The organism is Staphylococcus sp. 2S1 (assembly GCF_046721335.1).
GTDB lineage: Bacteria > Bacillota > Bacilli > Staphylococcales > Staphylococcaceae > Staphylococcus > Staphylococcus equorum_A.
Window position 1 is genome coordinate 1,218,824 of record NZ_JBEUUJ010000003.1, and the last position, 18,764, is coordinate 1,237,587.

The following is an 18,764-nucleotide window of genomic DNA, read 5'->3' on the forward strand; positions in this document are numbered from 1 at the left end:
TAATGATAAAATTAATTGCAACAGATATGGATGGTACATTATTAAATGCGGCACATGAGATATCAGAAGAGAATATTAAAGCGATTCAATATGCGCAATCGCAAGGCATAACAGTAGTTATTGCTACGGGTCGTGCTTTTTATGAAGCGAATTCACCAGTGAATCAAACAGATTTGAAAGTGCCTTACATTTGTTTAAATGGTGCAGAAGTGAGAGATGAATCTTTTAATATCATGAGTACATCTAAATTAAATCGTGAGTTAATTAATAGAATTACAACAGAGATGGATAAAGAAGATATTTATTATCAAGTTTATACAAACTTAGGTATCTACACTGAAAACCCTCAACGCGATTTAGAAATATATATAGACATTGCAGAACGAGCTGGTCAAAAAGCAGACGTAGAAAAAATCAAAGCTGGTATTCAAAAACGAATTGATAATGGTACTTTAAAAGTTGTAGATAATTATGACAAGATTGAAGATACGCCTGGAGAAATCGTCATGAAAATCCTTGCTTTTGATAGTGATTTAGAAAAAATTGACCGTGCAAGTGAAAAACTAGCAGAATCAGAAAGTCTTGCAATTTCTTCTTCATCGAGAGGTAATATTGAGATTACACACTCAGATGCACAAAAAGGTATTGCGTTAACAACGATTGCAGAGCGTCTTAATATAGATATGGAAAGTGTTATGGCAATTGGTGATAACATGAATGATATTTCTATGCTAGAGCGTGTAGGTTATTCTGTAGCGATGGATAATGCAACGCCTGAAGTTAAAGCAGTGTCTAAGTATTCTACAGACACAAATGAGCAAAGTGGCGTCGGAAAAGCGATTATGAAATTGCTCAAAGAAAATAATGAAAATTAGTATGAGGAGAAGTGTATTATGAAAGGTTTAATCATTGTAGGGAGTGCGAAATTAGGTTCACACACAACAGCGCTATCCCAATATTTAAAAGGACATTTTGAAGAACATGATTTTGAAGTTGACATTTTTGATCTAGCAGAAAATCCAATTCATCAACTTGATGTTTCAGGTGCTTCTAGTCCAAGTGAAACATATAAAAATAATTTAAGTACATTACAATCTAAAGCGAGAGAAGCGGACTTTTTCGTCTTAGGATCTCCAAATTATCATGGTTCATACTCTGGTATTTTGAAAAATGCTCTAGATCACTTAACTATGGATGATTTCAAAATGAAACCTGTAGGTCTTATCGGTAATAGTGGCGGCATCGTAAGTTCAGAACCATTATCACATTTACGTTTAATTGTACGTACGTTATTAGGTATTGCAGTGCCAACACAAATTGCTACGCATGATACAGATTATAAGAAATTAGACGATGGTACATTATATTTAGATAATGAAGAATTCCAATTACGTGCTAGATTATTTGTAGATCAAATCATTTCTTTTGTTAAAAATAGTCCTTATGAACATTTAAAATAAGTTGAATGATTAAAATATAAAAAATAACTGTTCAGTTTCTACATAGAAGCCTAACAGTTATTTTTTATTTGTTCTATTGTTGGGTTGATGGATTTAAAATAGAAGTTACAATTGTATGATACTGTTCTAGAATCGATTTTATCTTAGGTAGGTCGATATTATGTAAATGAATGCGGCGCTCATCATATGCATCTCTAGATTTTTTTAATAAACCCAGCTCAATGAGATTGTTGATTTGTATTGAAATCGGTGTGTTTTGACTATATAGCAGTCTTTTGAGTTCTACCGCTTCAATGCTTTCTTTGTTAATATAAAGTAATTTATCCAATATAACAATTTCATTAAATGTAAGATTCAAATTTTGTTTGATTACTTTTTTAATTAAGCTTCTCTTTTCTTCGTAAGTTATCATATTCATGTCATCACCACATTAAGTTATTTGTTGTATTATTTTTGAGATTTTGAACATCTTCTATAACAGGTTGTTTGTTATTAAATTCATAGGGACTTATACCTTTGATTGCTTGGAAATAATAAATATAATCTTTAAGTGAATGGAAATGATACGCTCTCCATACAAAATCTAAAGTATCGCCATTTAATAAAGCACATGCTGAAAAGTGAATTTTTGAAGCAATGATGTAGTTTGATAAGGTACAACACATAAGTGCTGAAAATTCACGTGATAAAAAGCTGTTATTCACAAAAAAATGATGCGCAATATCCTGGCAACTTAATTTTCTTTCACAGTTGTGACTAATATATTGAATAACGTCTCTAATCAACACATGTTTAAAATTTCTCTCAGATTTAGAGCGGAGAGTTGTATCTATGGTATTAAGATAGGTGGTTTCAATTAGAAATAATAATTTTCGTTCTATATCTGAAGCAATTGATCGATTTAAAATAGAAGCAATAACGTCGTTATAAAGTATTTTTAAATCGGGTCTATCTTTATCCATTATATTATTCTCATTTTGAGCGTACATATTCGAAATTTTATAATAATAGTAATTATTTATAGATAGACATAATAACGTGCCTTCAAAGTTGATATCATTAATACATTCATAATCATGAATATAAAATATATCTCCCGCACGATAATGTTGAAAATCGTTATTTTTTAGTATTGTAATTGCTCCATCAAAAACGAAATAGATATTAAAAAAATGGTTAGTACGTAAACATTTAAAATTGGATGTTTTATTATTATATATCTTTAAATCATAATCCATTATTTATTTCACCACACCGATATACTAAGGAGCATCTCCTCTATAATAATTTTAATACGAAAAGTGTATGTCGGACATTAACAAAATTTAACTCTTGATACACATTATTTTAAAATTAATATGTGAGTTTAGATTTTAGAGTAAATAATTTAATAGTAACCATTAAAATTTTACTTTTTAATAATTAAAAACATAACGTCAAATAGATAATCTAGAAAAATTGAAATAACATTTACTAGAGATATTCAAATTTTGAACAAAAAAAGAGTACTAATAAATATATATTAGTACTCCTATAATAAATAAAGCGTATGAGTTAAATTGTATTTAACTATTTATGGTATTTTAATTTAGCGAAAGCATCGTGTTGGTGAATAGATTCTTCATTGCGACATTCTATTTCAAAACCATCAAGCCACTCAAAACCTACTAAATCTGCAGCAATTAGACGGATCAGGTCTTCTACAAATCTTGGATTTTCATAAGCGTGTTCTGTAACACTTTTCTCATCAGGACGTTTTAGAATAGGGTATAACATAGAACTTGCATTAGCTTCCATCGCATCTAAAATGACTTCTTTATAATCACCTATTAAATCAACATCTTTATTTAGAAAAGCTTTTACAGTGATAATACCACGTTGGTTGTGTGCTGAGTACTCGCTAATTTCTTTTGAACAAGGGCAAAGTGTAGTCACTGCGGCTTGGATTGTAATCTCTTTACGGGTTACATCATCTTTATCAATCGCTAAACCATAAGTTACATCGGCATGACCAACAGCTTTGATTTGAGTGACTGGGCTATAACGGTCGAAGAACCATTTAGCTGAGACATCTAAACCAGCGGCGTTTTGTGCCATGCTAACTTGTAAACTACGTAATAATTGATAAAGTGCGTCAAAATTTAATTCAATGCCATTATTGTAGTGCTTTTCGACACTTTCTAATATACGGCTCATATTAATGCCTTTTTCGTCTTGATTTAAACTTGTTGAAAAACTAAAGTTTCCGGCAGTTTGGAAACGATCTACAAGTACTGGGTAAACTAAGTTTTTAATACCTACCTCTTCGATTTCAAACAAGAAATCTTTATGTGTACTTTGTAAGTCTTTCATATTTTCTTTTTCAGTTGGTTTCGTACCTTCGATAGGGTCAACAGAACCAAAGTGCTTCCATCTGCCTTCTCTAGTAGATAAGTCAAATTCTGTCATGCTATTGCCTCCACTTAAGATTCAAAGTTATAAGTCCAATAAGGTTCTACTTCTAAGAAACTGTGTGCTTCTCCAGGTACGTCAGGTGTTGCAAGTGACTCTAAGAATGGACCTGTTTGAGATGCATGTGCTTCGAATGTACGTAGTTTAACCTCTTTATAATCACTGATCTCATTTAGAATGTCTGGTGCACCTAATTTTTCATGTGCGTCATTACTAAATGCTACAAGCTGTAAACGTGGTCTTTCAGATTCTGGCATACGACCAACCGTTCTCACGACTGCTTCTGCAGTAGCTTCATGGTCAGGATGAACAGCAAACTGTGGATAGAATGAAATGATGACAGATGGTTGTAATTCATCAATGAGGGATTTAACCATTGCATCCATTTCATCATGTGGTTCGAACTCTACAGTTTTATCTCGTAAGCCCATTTTACGTAAATCAGTTATGCCTATTGCTTCCATTGCTTTTTCTAATTCTTTTTCACGAATATCTGGTAATGTCTCACGCGTAGCAAAAGGTGGATTGCCTAAATTGCGACCCATTTGTCCGAGTGTCAAACATGCGTACGTGACTGGCACTCCATTATCGATATAGCGTGCTAATGTGCCTGCAGATGAGAACGATTCATCATCTGGATGTGGAAAAATTACTAATACTTGGCTTTCCTCTGCCATGATACGCCCTCCTTATGCTTTGAACGGTTGAGTACTAATTTCTAAAGCAGCAGCTAATTGACCTTCATAGTTAAAGCCTGCTAGAAGAAACTCACCATTCTCATTCACTTCATAATGTGTTAATCCTTGGACATAGACCCAACCGCTATCTTTCAATTTAAGACCGACACGGAAAGGATCTTTGTTGCCACCTTTAAGTTGAGCGTGCTCGTAAGTTACTTGAATATTTCTCAAAAAAGTTCCCGCATTAAATACACGTTGGTCAAAGTGAGCAAGCATATGCACCATTTGTTGTTTCAACATGTAAGTATACAGGTTTATGCTCATATGAAGAAAGTAATGCTTGTACTTTCTCAATGTTTATTTGTTCCAAAATTTTGCCTCCTTGCTTCCAAACCCAACATTACAAAATTCAATTATTTATATTTACTTAACACAATAGATTTCGATGATATAAGTCTATACTTTAGTGTAAACCGACTCGTATACATTTTCTACCAGAAAAGTGAATTTTATATCTAAGAATTGTATTTTATATTTTGATTATCTCTTCATTCTACTAAAAAGCACAGCAGAAATGTATCACTCTGCTCAATTTATAGTAAAAAGTCTCAACTTAATAGTGAAATAGGGCTGGAATCCAATTCCTGTTAAAAATATATAAAAGAAGTATAATGCATAAGTGTCATAACATTTATATATAATTTGCATAATAATTAATTTATTATGACTGTAGTTTTAACAATAAAACATAGAATTAACATAGGTATTAACGGGTATCTTCGTTTTATGTAGAGGATGTACAGTATTTATCATGTTATTTTACGCGTTTAATATATAAAACTAAGGGTAAATAGCTTAAGTGCAACATTATATAGTAAGTTAAGTCACAACGATGGCTCTATAATTTAATTCAAGAAGGGATGATCATTTTGGAATTACAACTAGCAATTGATTTATTGAATAAAGAGGACGCGGCAAAACTTGCGAATAAAGTTAAAGATTATGTAGATATCGTAGAAATTGGTACACCAATCGTTATTAATGAAGGTTTACCAGCGGTTCAACATTTAAACGATAATATAGAAGGCGTAAAAGTACTTGCAGATTTAAAAATTATGGATGCTCGCAGACTACGAAGTAAGCCAAGCAGTTAAATTTGGTGCAGACGTAGTAACAATTTTAGGTGTTGCAGAAGATGCATCAATTAAAGCGACAGTTGAAGAAGCACATAAAAGTGGTAAAGAATTATTAGTTGATATGATTGCAGTACAAGATTTAGAAAAACGTGCTAAAGAGTTAGATGATTTAGGCGCAGACTATATCGCTGTGCATACTGGTTATGACTTACAAGCTGAAGGTCAATCTCCTTTAGAAAGTTTACGTAAAGTTAAATCAGTTATTTCTAATTCAAAAGTAGCTGTTATTGGTGGTATTAAACCAGATACAATTAAAGAAGTTGTAGCAGAAGAACCAGACTTAGTTGTTGTTGGTGGCGGTATTGCTAATGCAGACGATCCAGTTGAAGCTGCTAAACAATGTAGAGATGCGATTGAAGGCAGATAATATGACTGAAATTACAAATTATCGCTTAATATTAGATGAATTAGACCATACACTATCGCACGTGAAAGATAGTGAAGCAAAAACGTTTTTAACACAAGTGGTTGAAGCGAATCAAATATTTGTTGCAGGAAAAGGTCGTTCAGGCTTTGTAGCAAATAGTTTTGCAATGCGTTTAAATCAATTAGGCAAATACGCGCATGTTGTGGGTGAGTCTACGACGCCGTCTATTACTGAAAATGACTTGTTTGTTATTATCTCTGGGTCAGGTTCGACAGAGCATTTAAGATTATTAGCAGATAAAGCTAAAGCTGTAGGTGCAGAAGTTGTATTATTGTCGACAAATCCGGCTTCAGCGATAGGTGAGCTTGCAAATGCAGTTATTGAATTACCGGCAGGGACGAAATATGATGCTGAAGGATCAGCACAGCCTTTAGGTAGCCTATTTGAACAAGCATCACAAGTGTTTTTAGATAGTATTGTTTTAGATTTAATGACTGAGTTAAAAGTTGATGAAGAAGCAATGCAACAAAACCACGCAAATTTGGAATAACCAAAATATAAGTGTTAATAAAAGTAAAAAGAGAGAGGAAACTAAATTTTAGTTTCCACTCTCTTTTTATTTCTATATATTAAAATTAATCTAAATGAACTCTATTATGCTCTTCCATACTATTTTCTTTTGTCATATCTACACATTGCTTGCATGTTATAAAAGCGATTATTGCAAGTGAAGCTAAAATATTAATAGTTAAAAGTTTTTTCATTTTAATCATCCTAACTGTTTAATGTTTTTATATATTAATTACAAGGCACTAAAATCGTTTTTGACTCGCTGTTTTTAAAAAATGAACAATAAATATGCGTGATAAAAATTTATTGTATGTTACCCTTTCCCTGATGTTCAATTGTTAATCAAATTCAACTTTAACGTCATTGTCATAGCTATGTTGAACAGGTGGTTGATAACAAAGTGCATAATAATGAGAATTTGATACTACAATTTATTTTGATATTAATAATAATAAATTTAAAAACCATAGAAGAAACTTAATTAGAATCAATAAATGTATTTTAAAATAGCAACGAATGATTAGAAATAAAACAAATAGGGGATACTATAAAAAAATAGTTTAGTCACCTTTAGACTATTTTTACGTAAATCTATGACAATTTGATTTTAATACATTATTAAAGGGGAGATATAATGGAAAAAATCGTTGCTTTTTCAGATTGGCTTTGGGGATTTCCTTTAGTTACTTTATTATTAGTTGCAAGTTTGTATTTAACAATAAACTTGAAATTTATTCAGTTTAGACATTTCTTTTATATGATGAAACAAACATTTGGAAGAGTCAATAAAACGCCTAAAGGTGAGGGTACAATCACACCGAGGCAAGCCCTGACCTCTGCACTTTCATCTACAATAGGCGCTGCGAATATTGTTGGGGTGCCTACTGCAATTATGATGGGTGGTCCAGGTGCTGTCTTTTGGATGATAGTAATAGCTTTTCTAGGAATGGCTTTAAAATTCAGCGAAAACGTACTCGGTGTACATTATCGTGAAAAAAATAAAAAAGGCGAATTTGTTGGTGGACCTACATATTATATGAAGAAAGGTTTTAAAAACAAAAAATTAGGAGCCATTTTTTCTACTGTCTTTGCTTTTGCGCTGATGCTTGAGCTTATACCAAGTATTATGGTACAAGGTCATTCGGCTGCAAGTACTGTGCATGATACATTCGATATACATATGGGCGTAACTGGCGTCGTTTTAGCTATACTTGCAGCATTAGTCGTGTTTGGTGGTATTAAGCGTATTGCATCTATTGCTGAGAAGATTGTACCAATTATGGTCGGTTTATATTGTTTATTAGGATTTACTATTATTATAATGAATATTACGCAAGTGCCCCATATCATTGCGCTTGTGGTTGAACAAGCTTTTAACCCTAGTGCAGCATTAGGGGGAACATTCGGTGCGAGCACTTGCAACTACCATTCGTTGGGGATTTGCTAGAGGAATATATTCTAATGAAGCAGGTCTTGGTACGTCACCTATTGCCCACGCGACTGCAAAAACGGATCATCCTGTACGTCAGGCTTTTTGGAGTGTTAGTGAAATTGTAGTTGATACGCTTGTCGTGTGTAGTACGACTGCATTTGTTGTGCTTGTTTCTGGTGTCTGGAAATCAGAAGATGCAAAGTCACAATCTGCAGCGCTTACAGCCAGAGCATTTGAAGATGCTTTTGGAGAATTCGGCAGTATGAGTGTATCGATATCGATGTTATTTTTCGTGTTTTCAACAGTCATTGTCGTAATTTTTTATGGCTCTAGAATGGCAGAGTTCTTATTTGGATTAACAGGTGCTTGGATTATGAAAGTCGTTTATGTATTATCATTAGTCGTAGGTGCTTTGGGTGCGACCACACAACTATGGGATTTATTAGATTTAGCACTTGCAATTGTACTTATACCTAACGTTATTGCAGTACTTATACTTTCACCGAAAGTAAAATCATTAACTATAGATTTCTTTAAAAATTATAAATAAGTTGTTCTATTAAATAGATAGCCTCTCACTACAAAATGGAGTGGGGGGTTTTTGTATGCAGATTTCTCTATTGTTGGGTTTGAGTAATTTATTATTGGAAAATTAAGTAGGTAAATGGGTTTTGAATTGAAAATATTATCGAATTTTAAAGGAAATTGGGATAAAGATGTTCTAAATCCCCATAAGTAAAATTTATCCGTGATTCTGTAAAGGTAAACGACTATAATTAATGTTAACATGTATTGTATTAAAGTTTACATTTTAAAGGGTGACAGGAAAATGGAAATATTAGAAAAGATTGAGCAACATGCACAAAAACGACCACAACATCTTGCGTTGCAATTTGATGATTTAAAGTGTAGTTATAAACAGTTAAAGATAAATATCGAATTAGTGGTTGCAGATTTAACTGATATTCCTAGTCATCAATTTGTAGCACTCGTTATGAAAAACCCTATGGAAACAATTATCTATTATTGTGCATTGCTAAAGAGGCATTGTATTCCATGCATACTAGATTTTCAATGGTCACAAGGACAGATAGACACATTACTAAATCATTACGGGATTTCTTATGTAATTAATGAGGAAAAAGAAGTAATAAATAAACACATTAAAGAAAATCAATTGAAGTGGCGTAATGATTTATTACATGTTGGTTTTACTTCAGGAACGACAGGCTTACCAAAAGCTTATTATCGCAATGAAAAATCTTGGTTATATTCTTATAAAGAAAACGAAAAGCTTTTAGAAGAGCCAGTTAATATACTCGTTGCACCTGGTCCTTTGTCTCATTCGTTGTCTTTATATGCTTGTATCTATGCGCTATATAGTGGGAGAACGTTTATAGGGCAACGTCAATTTGATGCGCAATCGTTATTACAAACGATTGAAAAAGCATCTAAAACAGTTGCCATGTTTTTAGTACCGACAATGTTAACATCATGTTTGACTGAAAACTTTAAAATAAACCAAGTGCGCTATATTTTTTCTACAGGTGACAAGTTACCTCCGGAAACAAGAAATAAAGTACAACAATATATGCCACAAACTTTATTAATAGAGTTCTTCGGAACATCTGAAGCAAGCTTTATAAGTTATAACTACAATAATGAAGCACCATGTCATTCTGTTGGTTTACCTTTTCCAAATGTGCAAATACATTTGGCACATCAAGATGAACAAGGTGTAGGCGTGTTACATATTCAAAGTAATATGGTGTTTAGTGGTTATGCAAATCAGAATATGTCACGAAGTAAATGGCTAGAAATTGGTGATTTTGCTTCACTTGATCATAACGGATATCTCTATTTGCACGGACGTCGGGGTGACCGCATGATTATTGGTGGTCGAAATGTTTATCCAACTGAAATTGAAAGTGTAGCCCAAGGTTATGAATATTTTAATGAAGTGTGCATAGTGAGTGAACCACATTCGAAGTTTGGGGAAATTACAGTACTACTTTATACAGGCCCACAGGATGTGTCTTATCAGTCGTTGAAAAGTTTTTTGTCACCACATTTGGTGAGATATCAAATACCATCTAAATTAATTAAAATAGATAAAATGTACTATACACAAAGTGGGAAAATAGCTCGAAGACAAATGAAGGAACGTTATTTAGGAGGAGAGTTTAGATGATGAAAGAAGCAGTGATTGTTGCGGCAAAACGTACAGCATTTGGCAAATATGGAGGAAAGCTTAAGCACATAGAGCCAGAACACCTCATAAAACCATTATTTACACATTTCAAAGAAACATTGCCACATGTGATGTCAGATATTGATGACGTTATTCTAGGTAATGTCGTAGGTAATGGAGGTAATTTGGCGAGAAAGTCCTTACTCGAAGCTGAACTAGATCACCATATCCCGGGCGTAACTATCGATAGACAATGTGGCTCAGGTTTAGAAGCGATATTACAAGCTTGCCGTATGATACAAGCAGAGCGCAGTACGATTTATATGGCAGGCGGTGTAGAAAGTACGAGCCGTTCGCCTTGGAAAATAAAACGACCTCAATCTGTTTATGATACGCAATTACCAACGTTTTTTGAACGCGCATCATTTGCTCCGGAGGGACAGGATCCTTCAATGATTGAAGCGGCTGAAAATGTAGCTCAAACTTACAACATTTCAAGAACGGCACAAGATTATTATGCATGGATGAGCCATCAAAAAACGATGGCTGCATATGAACGTCAAATCATTTCCCGAGAAATAATGCCATTTCAAGTTAAGGGTGAAACATTTCAACAAGATGAAAGTATTAAACCTAAGTTAACGGAACGGACGCTGAATCGTTTGAAGCCGCTCTTACCTGAAGGCACAGTTACTGCTGGAAATTGTTGTATGAAAAATGATGGTGCAGTGTTATTAATGATTATGGAAAAAGAAACTGCCAAAGCATGTGGTTATAATAGCGGGTTAGCATTTACTGATGGCTTAACTGTAGGCGTAGATCCGAATGTATTAGGCATTGGCCCAGCACCAAGCAGTGAAAAAACTATTAGAAAAAAACAACTATACTATTGATGAAATTGATGCTGTCGAATTGAATGAGGCCTTTGCATCACAGGTGTTAGCAAGCCAAGAAATGTTGGGTTTATCTGATGCGAAATTAAATGTTTATGGTGGTGCGATCGCTACAGGTCATCCCTATGGCGCAAGTGGTGCGGCTTTAGTGACACGCTTGTTTTACATGGAAGAATATCAAAGAACAATTGCTACAATGGGAATAGGAGGCGGCATGGGCAATGCATTATTGTTTGAAAGATGGACATGAAGAGCAAGAAATCATATTTATTGAAGAAGAAGTCGTGGCTTATAATCAATACTTTAATCAACGTCCATTAAACAAAGTGCCTCCTTTATATTGTGCTAAGTTATGGCCAGAATTTCAGCTGTTTCAACAATATGCTAATCGTAATATTTTGCTGAAAGAAACAGAAATCAACCATTCAAAACCACTTGAAACGAATGAAACTTATCTTGCGTATATGTGTATTGTTGAGAAGAAGAAAATAAAATCATTTACGAAATACATTTTTAAATTAGAAATACATAAAAATAGTGAAAACTATATCACTATTAAACAAACATTTTTGGAGCAGGTTTAGCATGATACAAATAACAACAGAACAAGTGAATGAATATTTAGGTTTAATCAATGATCAAAACCCAGTGCATGAAAATATAGTGCCAGGTCAATTGATTGTACAACTTGCACTCACGAATAAAAAAGTAACATGGGTAGCGTACAAAGTGAAATATGTGGCATCAGTTGAAATGAATGAATCTTTAAATTTTGAACTTGTAACAAACGAAAAAATAGTTATTTCTAATCAAAGTGGTGATGTGAAAATTGTCATTGTAAAAATATAAAAGTGATATTTAATCTGTGAATATAGAAAAGCTATTATGTATTGTTAATTAAAAATAAATATAATCATTTTCATAAAATTATTAAAAACAAAAAGTAATAAATAGATATCAATTTGACAATACAAACTAACTCCGTATAATAATATAGCATGTTAAAAGGAGTGAAATATTCATGGATTATGACAAAGATTTTGATGAAAGTAAGATAAATAAAGTTAATCCTAAAACCGCTAAAAAAACTGTGTTTGCCACAGGTATAGGTAACGCTATGGAATGGTTCGATTTTGGGTTATATTCTTATTTAGCGGTAATACTTGGACAAAACTTTTTCAGTTCGGTAGAAAATGATCAACTCAAAACGATTTTCACTTTTGCAACATTTGCAATTGCGTTTCTACTACGACCTGTTGGCGGTATTATCTTTGGCATTATTGGAGATAAATACGGTAGAAAAGTAGTACTAACAACGACCATTATTATGATGGCGTTCTCGACATTGTTCATTGGCTTATTGCCTACATATGAACAAATCGGTATTTGGGCCCCGATATTACTATTGCTAGGTAGAGTGTTACAAGGATTTTCGACAGGTGGAGAGTATGCGGGCGCTATGGTGTATGTTGCAGAATCTTCTCCGGATAGAAAACGAAATACGCTTGGTTCTGGACTTGAAATAGGAACATTATCGGGCTATATTGTCGCCTCGGTGATAACAGGCTTACTATTTTTCTTTTTAAATGATGATCAAATGGCTTCATGGGGTTGGAGAATTCCATTTATCTTAGGCTTATTTTTAGGTATTTTTGGTTTCTATTTAAGAAGAAAATTAGAAGAATCACCTGTTTATGAAAATGAAATTGCAACAAAATCAAAAAGAGATACAATTGGTTTCTTAACTATTATTAGATATTATTATAAAGATATAATTGTATGTTTCGTAGCGGTAGCGTTCTTTAATTGTACTAATTACATGGTGACTTCATACATGCCTTCTTATTTACAGCAAATTGTTAAACTTGATAGTACAACAGTTTCAGTAGTAATTACACTTGTAATGGCTGTAATGATTCCATTAGCATTAATGTTTGGCAGAATTGCTGATAAAATTGGCGAGAAAAAAGTGTTCTTAATTGGATTAATTGGTACAGCCGTATTGAGTATATTCGCCTTTTCACTTTTCCAATCAACTTCAATCATCTATGTTATTGTTGGTATCTTTATTCTAGGCTTCTTCCTATCAACATATGAAGCGACAATGCCTGGATCATTACCGACGATGTTTTATACACATATCAGATATAGAACATTAGCAGTAACATTTAATGTATCTGTATCTTTATTTGGTGGCACAACGCCATTAATTGCTTCTGCACTTGTAGCGAAGACAGGTGATCCTTTATCTCCTGCTTATTATTTAACTGCGATGAGTATTGTTGGTATTATCGTCATTTCGTTATTACATGTAAGTACTTCTGGTAAATCACTTAAGGGATCTTATCCTAATGTTGAAAGTGATGAAGAATATGAATATTATGCAGAAAATCCTGAAAAGGCAATGTGGTGGGCTAAAAACAAACGCGTATAATAAAAATGATTTTAAAGATTCGGTTTATTCGAGTCAAAAATGATCGACATGGTGATGAAACTTTGTCGATTGTTTTTTTGTGTTAATTTAAAAGAGTACGATACAATAATAAGTGAAGTAACAAGTATACTAGGAGGATAACTATGACAGTAGAAACATATTGGAGATCTTTTATCGAAGCATTTCCTGAATATAAAGGTGTGCAATTTGATGCTTGGTCTTTTGGTGTCGACGAAGATGAACTAGCTGATTTAGTGAAAAAGGGCATGAAAACTGCGACGACAAGCGGATTAGCGTCTTATAAAGTAGAGGAAGAAGCGTTACCACAAGTCGGTGATATCGGCGTTGTATTAAATGAAAAAGGAAACCCGCAATGTATCATTGAAACTACACGTGTTTACCAAACCCCATTTAATGATGTTACTGAAGAACATGCGTATCTTGAGGGTGAAGGAGATAAGTCGCCGGCATATTGGCGCCAAGCACATATCGAATTTTTCGAATCATATTATGCTGAATTAGGCATTCCTTTTGATGAAACAGAAATCATGGTGTGTGAAGAATTTAAGTTATTGTATGTATAAAAAAGAGCGGTACATTAGTTAGCACTGCTTCGAGTATTCTCTCCAAGCACAACAAAGGGGACAATCTTTGTCTAACTGTGTACCGCTCATAGGGTGAGTGTTTATAGGGTTGTGTTATTCAAAGGCAACATAAGGGGACAACTTATGTTGCCTTTATTCTTTTTAAACTTCTAATTTCTAAAGGGGAGTTATTGCATATATGTTCTTCTGAATTCTTCTTAAAGCTAAATTTTGAAAAGTCTTAGGTGTAAAGTAAATGTTATTAATAGGTTAGTTTCATATTATCAACATCACTTTCAAGTAGAGAGAGTAACTTATATAATTCATTCATGCTGAAATTTTCATCAAATTTAACAGAAATTGTTTTGAAAGTTTTAGTGATAATTTCATATATTGGGTTACCATTTTCAAAAGCCTGTTTGTAGATAATCATGCTGTGATTCCCTCCTTTTCTCTCTACACTTAATATACTAATAGATTTCCTTGGAAAATACATGAGTCTTCAGTATCAACTTTGTATCGGTCTTATGTCGTATATTATTTAAACTTCTAATTCTTAATATTTATTTTTTAAAATCAAAATCACTATAATTTGTAAACCAATCAATTGTATAATCAATGAATTTTTTAGCCGCAGTAGAAAGGAAATGATGTTCTTTATATACGATGCCTATATTTCTTTCACATTTGGGAAAATCAATTGGTATTGCAAGGACATCTGATTGATCATGTATTAATGAAATTTTTGGAGTAAAAGAAATACCATAACCTAAAGAGACAAACTTTAGTATAGAAGTTGATTCTTCTAATTCAAGTTTATATTGGGGCTGAATATTTGTCGCTTCGCAAAAGGCGTCTGTAATTTCTCGAAAACCATAACTAGGTAATAAACCAATGAAATTTTCGGATTCTAACTCTGTTAATGAAATAGAATTTCTATTAGCTAATCTATGTGTCTTCGGTACTGTTAAGTAAATTTCATCTATGGCTAAGGGTACCCATTGTATATCGTTAGATTTTAAAGGAGAAGTGGAAATACCAAAATCAATCTCATTTTGTAAAATCAAATTTTCCATTTCTTTTGAAGATGATTGCTTTTGCGTGATATGCACGTTTGGATATTCATCTAAAAAGTCGGTCATTATTAATGGGAAAACATGAGGGAAGGTAGCAGAAAAATTAATGTTGCCGTTCTCTAAACCCGCATCTTCTTGTATTAAATGGATACCTGAATCTAATTCTACAAATGCTTTATCTACAAAGCTCAATAATGTTTTCCCATAGTTATTTAAATAAACCTCTCTTCCATTTCTATTGAATAATATAACGCCTATTTCTGACTCTAATTGCTTAATGGCTTTACTTAAACCCGGCTGGGAAATATTTAGAGACTTTGCGGCTTCAGTAAAAGTGCGTGCTTTTGCGGCTATCTGAAAATATTTTAAATTTATAAAATCCATAACTCGCTCCTTTCATAACCTCAGGTTATAGAATGATGAAAAATTAATATTATAAGTTATTAATGGGTAATGTTACCATAAAGTTATAGTATTAATAAAGGGAGATACGATAAAATGAGATTAAAAGATAAAGTTGCGTTAATTACAGGTTCAGCTTCTGGTATGGGAAGAGCGGAGGCGCTTAGATATGCAGAAGAAGGCGCGAAAGTTGTTGTAGCAGATATGAATATCGAAGGTGCTCAAGAAGTTGTGCAAGAAATTATTGAAAATGGATATCAAGCGTTAGCAATTAAAGCAGATATCACAAAAACGGAAGATATTCATAACATGGTTGATAAAACAAAAGAAGTCTTTGGTTCAATTGATATTTTAGTCAATAATGCTGGTATATTCGATAAATATCAAACAAGTTTAGATACTGATTTAGACAAATGGAATTTTTTATTAAATATTAATTTAACAAGCACTTTCCAACTGTCGAATGCAGTACTGCCAGATATGATTGAAAAACAAAATGGTGCTATTGTTAATATAGCTTCAGTAGCAGGGTTAGTTGTCGGTAAAGGTGGCGCCGCTTATACAACTGCGAAACATGCTGTTATTGGGTATACAAAACATCTCGCTTCAGAATATGCAAAATATAATATTAAAATCAATGCAATAGCGCCTGGTACTATTGAAACGCCATTAATTAAAGATGTGGCTGATAGTATTCCGAAAGATTCCGTACCCGCGAAACGTTTCGGTCAAATTGAAGAAGTAGCAGATTTAACAGTATTTCTAGGATCAGATGAAGCTAAGTTTATGAATGGTGTAGTTGTTCCTATAGATGGTGGATTCACAATTCAATAACATTTAATAATACTTTTAAAATTAAGCTAAATCGAACTTATTTATAAATAAAAAGAGCAAGCATCACAAACTTTTCAGTTTAATGTGATGTTGCTCTTTTATATTATAAAACCTCATGAAGATTTTAAACTTCTGTAACGTCAACATCAATATGTTCAACACGGTTATATGCACCGTGGTCAACTGGACCTACAAAGTCATTCATCTTCCAACCATTTTTAATTGCAGAAGCAACAAAAGCTTTGGCGGCAATAACTGCTTCTCTTGGTGTTTTGCCGTTTGCTAAATACGCAGTAGTTGCTGCTGCAAAAGTACAACCTGCACCATGATTATAGCTTTGTTGGAACATATCCGTAGTTAATTGGTAGAATTGTTTACCATCATAGTAAAGGTCATAAGATTTATCTTGATCTAAAGCTTTACCACCTTTAATAATGACATGCTTTGCACCTTGTTTATGAATGATTTCAGCAGCTTTTTTCATATCATTTATTGATTTTAAAGTACCTAGATTTGCAAGCTGCCCCGCTTCAAATAAATTTGGTGTTACGACAGTTGCTTTAGGTAATAAATGCTCAATCATTGCATCAGTATTGCCAGGGTTTAATACTTCGTTTTCCCCTTTACAGACCATCACTGGATCGACGACAAAGTAATCGGCGCCAGATTCTTCATAAGCTTCGCCAAGACGTTTGATAATTTCTTGTGTACCGAGCATACCTGTTTTCACAGCATCTGGGTGAATTGAGATTGCTGTTTCTAATTGTTTCTCAAACACATCAAATGGAATTGGCGTTACGTCATGAGACCACGTCGCTTTATCCATTGTAACGATTGATGTCAGAGCAACAATGCCGTATGTCTCTAACTCTTGAAATGTTTTTAAATCTGCTTGCATACCTGCGCCCGCGCTTGTGTCTGAACCTGCAATCGTTAATGTTTTTTTCAATGCCATGAATCTTCACTCCTAAATTTCTTTTGTACATATCATACCACGTTTATCGAGTATTCTAAATAATGACCTTTTAAATAGCGAGCAATATTTAACTACTTTGTATAATGTAGATTAATTTTATTTTGATGAAGTGAAATAGGGTTAACTATAAAATATTTAAAATATCTTATAGGATTACCTGAGCTGGTTTAAGGTTTACAAGTGCTGATGCACTTGCATAAGTGGTTCTATTCTTGTGGATACAAAGTAGAAATAATGGTTCGCCTGAGCAGATTTAAATGTTTACAAGTGCTAAGGCACTTGCATAAGTAGTGCTAGTCTTGCTAATGCAAGAAGTACTACTTTACATGCATAAGAACTACTTATTCACGCGCACAATTTCTTGCGCGAGGATTTTAAAAAGGATTACCTGAGATGGTTTAAGGTTTACAAGTGTCGATGCACTTGCATAAGTAGTGCTAGTCTTGCTAGCGCAAGAAGAACTACTTTACATGCATAAGAACTACTTATTCACGCGCACAATTTCTTGCGCGTGAAAGTAGTTCTAATATGTTAAAATACTAACTGAGGTGAGAGGGAATATGGAATGGTCAGATGTTTTTCATGAAATTACTACGCGACATGACTTTAGTGCGATGCACGAATTTTTAGAAAAAGAATATACAACAGAAATTGTATATCCAGATAGAGAGAATGTTTACCAAGCATTTGATTTAACACCATTTGAACAAGTGAAAGTTGTCATATTAGGTCAAGATCCATATCACGGACCGAATCAAGCACATGGCTTAGCTTTCTCAGTACAACCAGATGCTAAGTTTCCACCTTCATTGCGTAATATGTATAAAGAACTTAAAGATGACATAGGTTGTGAAAGAACAACGCCGCATTTACAAGATTGGGCGCGTGAAGGTGTTTTGTTATTGAATACCGTTCTGACTGTCCGCCAAGGAGAGGCACATTCACATAAAGAAATTGGCTGGGAACTTTTCACAGATGAAGTGATTCAAACTGTATCTGAACAATTAGAAAATGTTGTGTTTATTTTATGGGGAAAACCCGCACAACAAAAAATCAAATTGATAGATACGTCGAAACATCATATCATTAAGTCTCCACATCCAAGTCCTTTATCTGCTTATCGTGGTTTCTTTGGTTCAAAACCATATTCTCAAGCAAATACGTATTTACAAGAAAATGGTAAAGCACCAGTAAATTGGTGTGAAGGTGAGGCATAAA

General features: G+C 33.5%; 17 protein-coding genes and 4 pseudogenes. 13 read left to right on the plus strand and 8 right to left on the minus strand.

Going from position 1 to position 18,764, the window contains the following annotated elements; all coding sequences use genetic code 11:
• Positions 1–2: 2 nt before the first annotated feature.
• The gene (locus ABLV90_RS06390) at positions 3–875 is read left to right on the plus strand and encodes a Cof-type HAD-IIB family hydrolase (protein WP_069832594.1); all 873 of its coding nucleotides are present in this window, start codon (positions 3–5) and stop codon (positions 873–875) included.
• Positions 876–893: 18 nt separating this feature from the next.
• On the plus strand, positions 894–1,460 hold the full coding sequence (locus ABLV90_RS06395; RefSeq protein ID WP_069816979.1) for an NADPH-dependent FMN reductase: 567 nt from the start codon (positions 894–896) through the stop codon (positions 1,458–1,460).
• Between the two features lie 73 nt (positions 1,461–1,533).
• On the opposite strand, the gene ABLV90_RS06400 is transcribed toward ABLV90_RS06395, so the two are convergent.
• The 5 genes and pseudogenes from ABLV90_RS06400 to ABLV90_RS06420 all read right to left on the minus strand — a co-directional run bounded on the left by ABLV90_RS06400 (position 1,534) and on the right by ABLV90_RS06420 (position 4,961).
• Positions 1,534–1,878, minus strand: coding sequence for a transcriptional regulator, SarA/Rot family (locus ABLV90_RS06400; protein WP_460872370.1), 345 nt, complete (start codon positions 1,876–1,878; stop codon positions 1,534–1,536).
• Positions 1,879–1,882: 4 nt separating this feature from the next.
• A complete protein-coding gene (locus ABLV90_RS06405) occupies positions 1,883–2,422 on the minus strand; it encodes a hypothetical protein (RefSeq protein ID WP_460872371.1) in 540 nt (179 codons plus the stop codon).
• 607 nt (positions 2,423–3,029) lie between these two features.
• A complete protein-coding gene (gene folE2 / locus ABLV90_RS06410) occupies positions 3,030–3,908 on the minus strand; it encodes a GTP cyclohydrolase FolE2 (RefSeq protein WP_427705386.1) in 879 nt (292 codons plus the stop codon).
• Positions 3,909–3,922: 14 nt separating this feature from the next.
• The gene (gene bshB2, locus ABLV90_RS06415; protein WP_069816988.1) at positions 3,923–4,588 is read right to left on the minus strand and encodes a bacillithiol biosynthesis deacetylase BshB2; all 666 of its coding nucleotides are present in this window, start codon (positions 4,586–4,588) and stop codon (positions 3,923–3,925) included.
• A gap of 12 nt (positions 4,589–4,600) precedes the next feature.
• Positions 4,601–4,961 (minus strand): annotated as a pseudogene (locus tag ABLV90_RS06420) (YojF family protein).
• A 559-nt stretch (positions 4,962–5,520) separates the two neighbouring features.
• Here ABLV90_RS06420 and hxlA point away from each other — a divergent pair.
• From hxlA to ABLV90_RS06465, 9 genes and pseudogenes are all read left to right on the plus strand, one after another.
• Positions 5,521–6,154 (plus strand): annotated as a pseudogene (gene hxlA / locus ABLV90_RS06425) (3-hexulose-6-phosphate synthase).
• A 1-nt stretch (position 6,155) separates the two neighbouring features.
• Positions 6,156–6,704, plus strand: a complete 549-nt coding sequence (gene hxlB, locus ABLV90_RS06430) for a 6-phospho-3-hexuloisomerase (RefSeq protein ID WP_002508460.1) — start codon at positions 6,156–6,158, stop codon at positions 6,702–6,704.
• Positions 6,705–7,358: 654 nt separating this feature from the next.
• Positions 7,359–8,706, plus strand: a pseudogene (locus ABLV90_RS06435) (alanine/glycine:cation symporter family protein).
• A gap of 279 nt (positions 8,707–8,985) precedes the next feature.
• The gene (locus ABLV90_RS06440; protein ID WP_460872372.1) at positions 8,986–10,347 is read left to right on the plus strand and encodes an AMP-binding protein; all 1,362 of its coding nucleotides are present in this window, start codon (positions 8,986–8,988) and stop codon (positions 10,345–10,347) included.
• Positions 10,347–11,490: pseudogene (locus tag ABLV90_RS06445) on the plus strand (thiolase family protein). The gene ABLV90_RS06440 and the pseudogene ABLV90_RS06445 overlap by 1 nt, the downstream one beginning before the upstream one ends.
• The gene (locus ABLV90_RS06450; protein ID WP_427705379.1) at positions 11,462–11,824 is read left to right on the plus strand and encodes a hypothetical protein; all 363 of its coding nucleotides are present in this window, start codon (positions 11,462–11,464) and stop codon (positions 11,822–11,824) included. The pseudogene ABLV90_RS06445 and the gene ABLV90_RS06450 overlap by 29 nt, the downstream one beginning before the upstream one ends.
• Position 11,825: 1 nt before the next feature.
• The gene (locus ABLV90_RS06455) at positions 11,826–12,089 is read left to right on the plus strand and encodes a hypothetical protein (RefSeq protein ID WP_427705377.1); all 264 of its coding nucleotides are present in this window, start codon (positions 11,826–11,828) and stop codon (positions 12,087–12,089) included.
• Positions 12,090–12,261: 172 nt separating this feature from the next.
• Complete coding sequence (locus ABLV90_RS06460; protein ID WP_460872373.1) at positions 12,262–13,674, plus strand: MFS transporter; 1,413 nt, start codon at positions 12,262–12,264, stop codon at positions 13,672–13,674.
• 143 nt (positions 13,675–13,817) lie between these two features.
• Positions 13,818–14,258, plus strand: a complete 441-nt coding sequence (locus ABLV90_RS06465) for an ASCH domain-containing protein (RefSeq protein ID WP_460872374.1) — start codon at positions 13,818–13,820, stop codon at positions 14,256–14,258.
• 262 nt (positions 14,259–14,520) lie between these two features.
• Here ABLV90_RS06465 and vraX read toward each other — a convergent pair whose 3' ends face one another.
• Positions 14,521–14,691, minus strand: coding sequence for a C1q-binding complement inhibitor VraX (gene vraX / locus ABLV90_RS06470; protein WP_002508451.1), 171 nt, complete (start codon positions 14,689–14,691; stop codon positions 14,521–14,523).
• A 130-nt stretch (positions 14,692–14,821) separates the two neighbouring features.
• Entirely contained in the window at positions 14,822–15,718 is an 897-nt protein-coding gene (locus ABLV90_RS06475; protein WP_460872375.1) for a LysR family transcriptional regulator, read from the minus strand.
• A 114-nt stretch (positions 15,719–15,832) separates the two neighbouring features.
• Here ABLV90_RS06475 and ABLV90_RS06480 point away from each other — a divergent pair, with 114 nt between their 5' ends.
• Positions 15,833–16,570, plus strand: coding sequence for an SDR family NAD(P)-dependent oxidoreductase (locus ABLV90_RS06480; protein ID WP_460872376.1), 738 nt, complete (start codon positions 15,833–15,835; stop codon positions 16,568–16,570).
• A gap of 124 nt (positions 16,571–16,694) precedes the next feature.
• Here ABLV90_RS06480 and thiD read toward each other — a convergent pair whose 3' ends face one another.
• Positions 16,695–17,525 (minus strand): bifunctional hydroxymethylpyrimidine kinase/phosphomethylpyrimidine kinase, encoded by an 831-nt coding sequence (gene thiD / locus ABLV90_RS06485; protein WP_460872377.1) that lies wholly within the window; start codon positions 17,523–17,525, stop codon positions 16,695–16,697.
• Between the two features lie 581 nt (positions 17,526–18,106).
• Between thiD and ABLV90_RS06490 the strand changes: the two genes are divergently transcribed.
• Complete coding sequence (locus ABLV90_RS06490; RefSeq protein WP_069832606.1) at positions 18,107–18,763, plus strand: uracil-DNA glycosylase; 657 nt, start codon at positions 18,107–18,109, stop codon at positions 18,761–18,763.
• The last annotated feature ends 1 nt before the right edge of the window (position 18,764 follow it).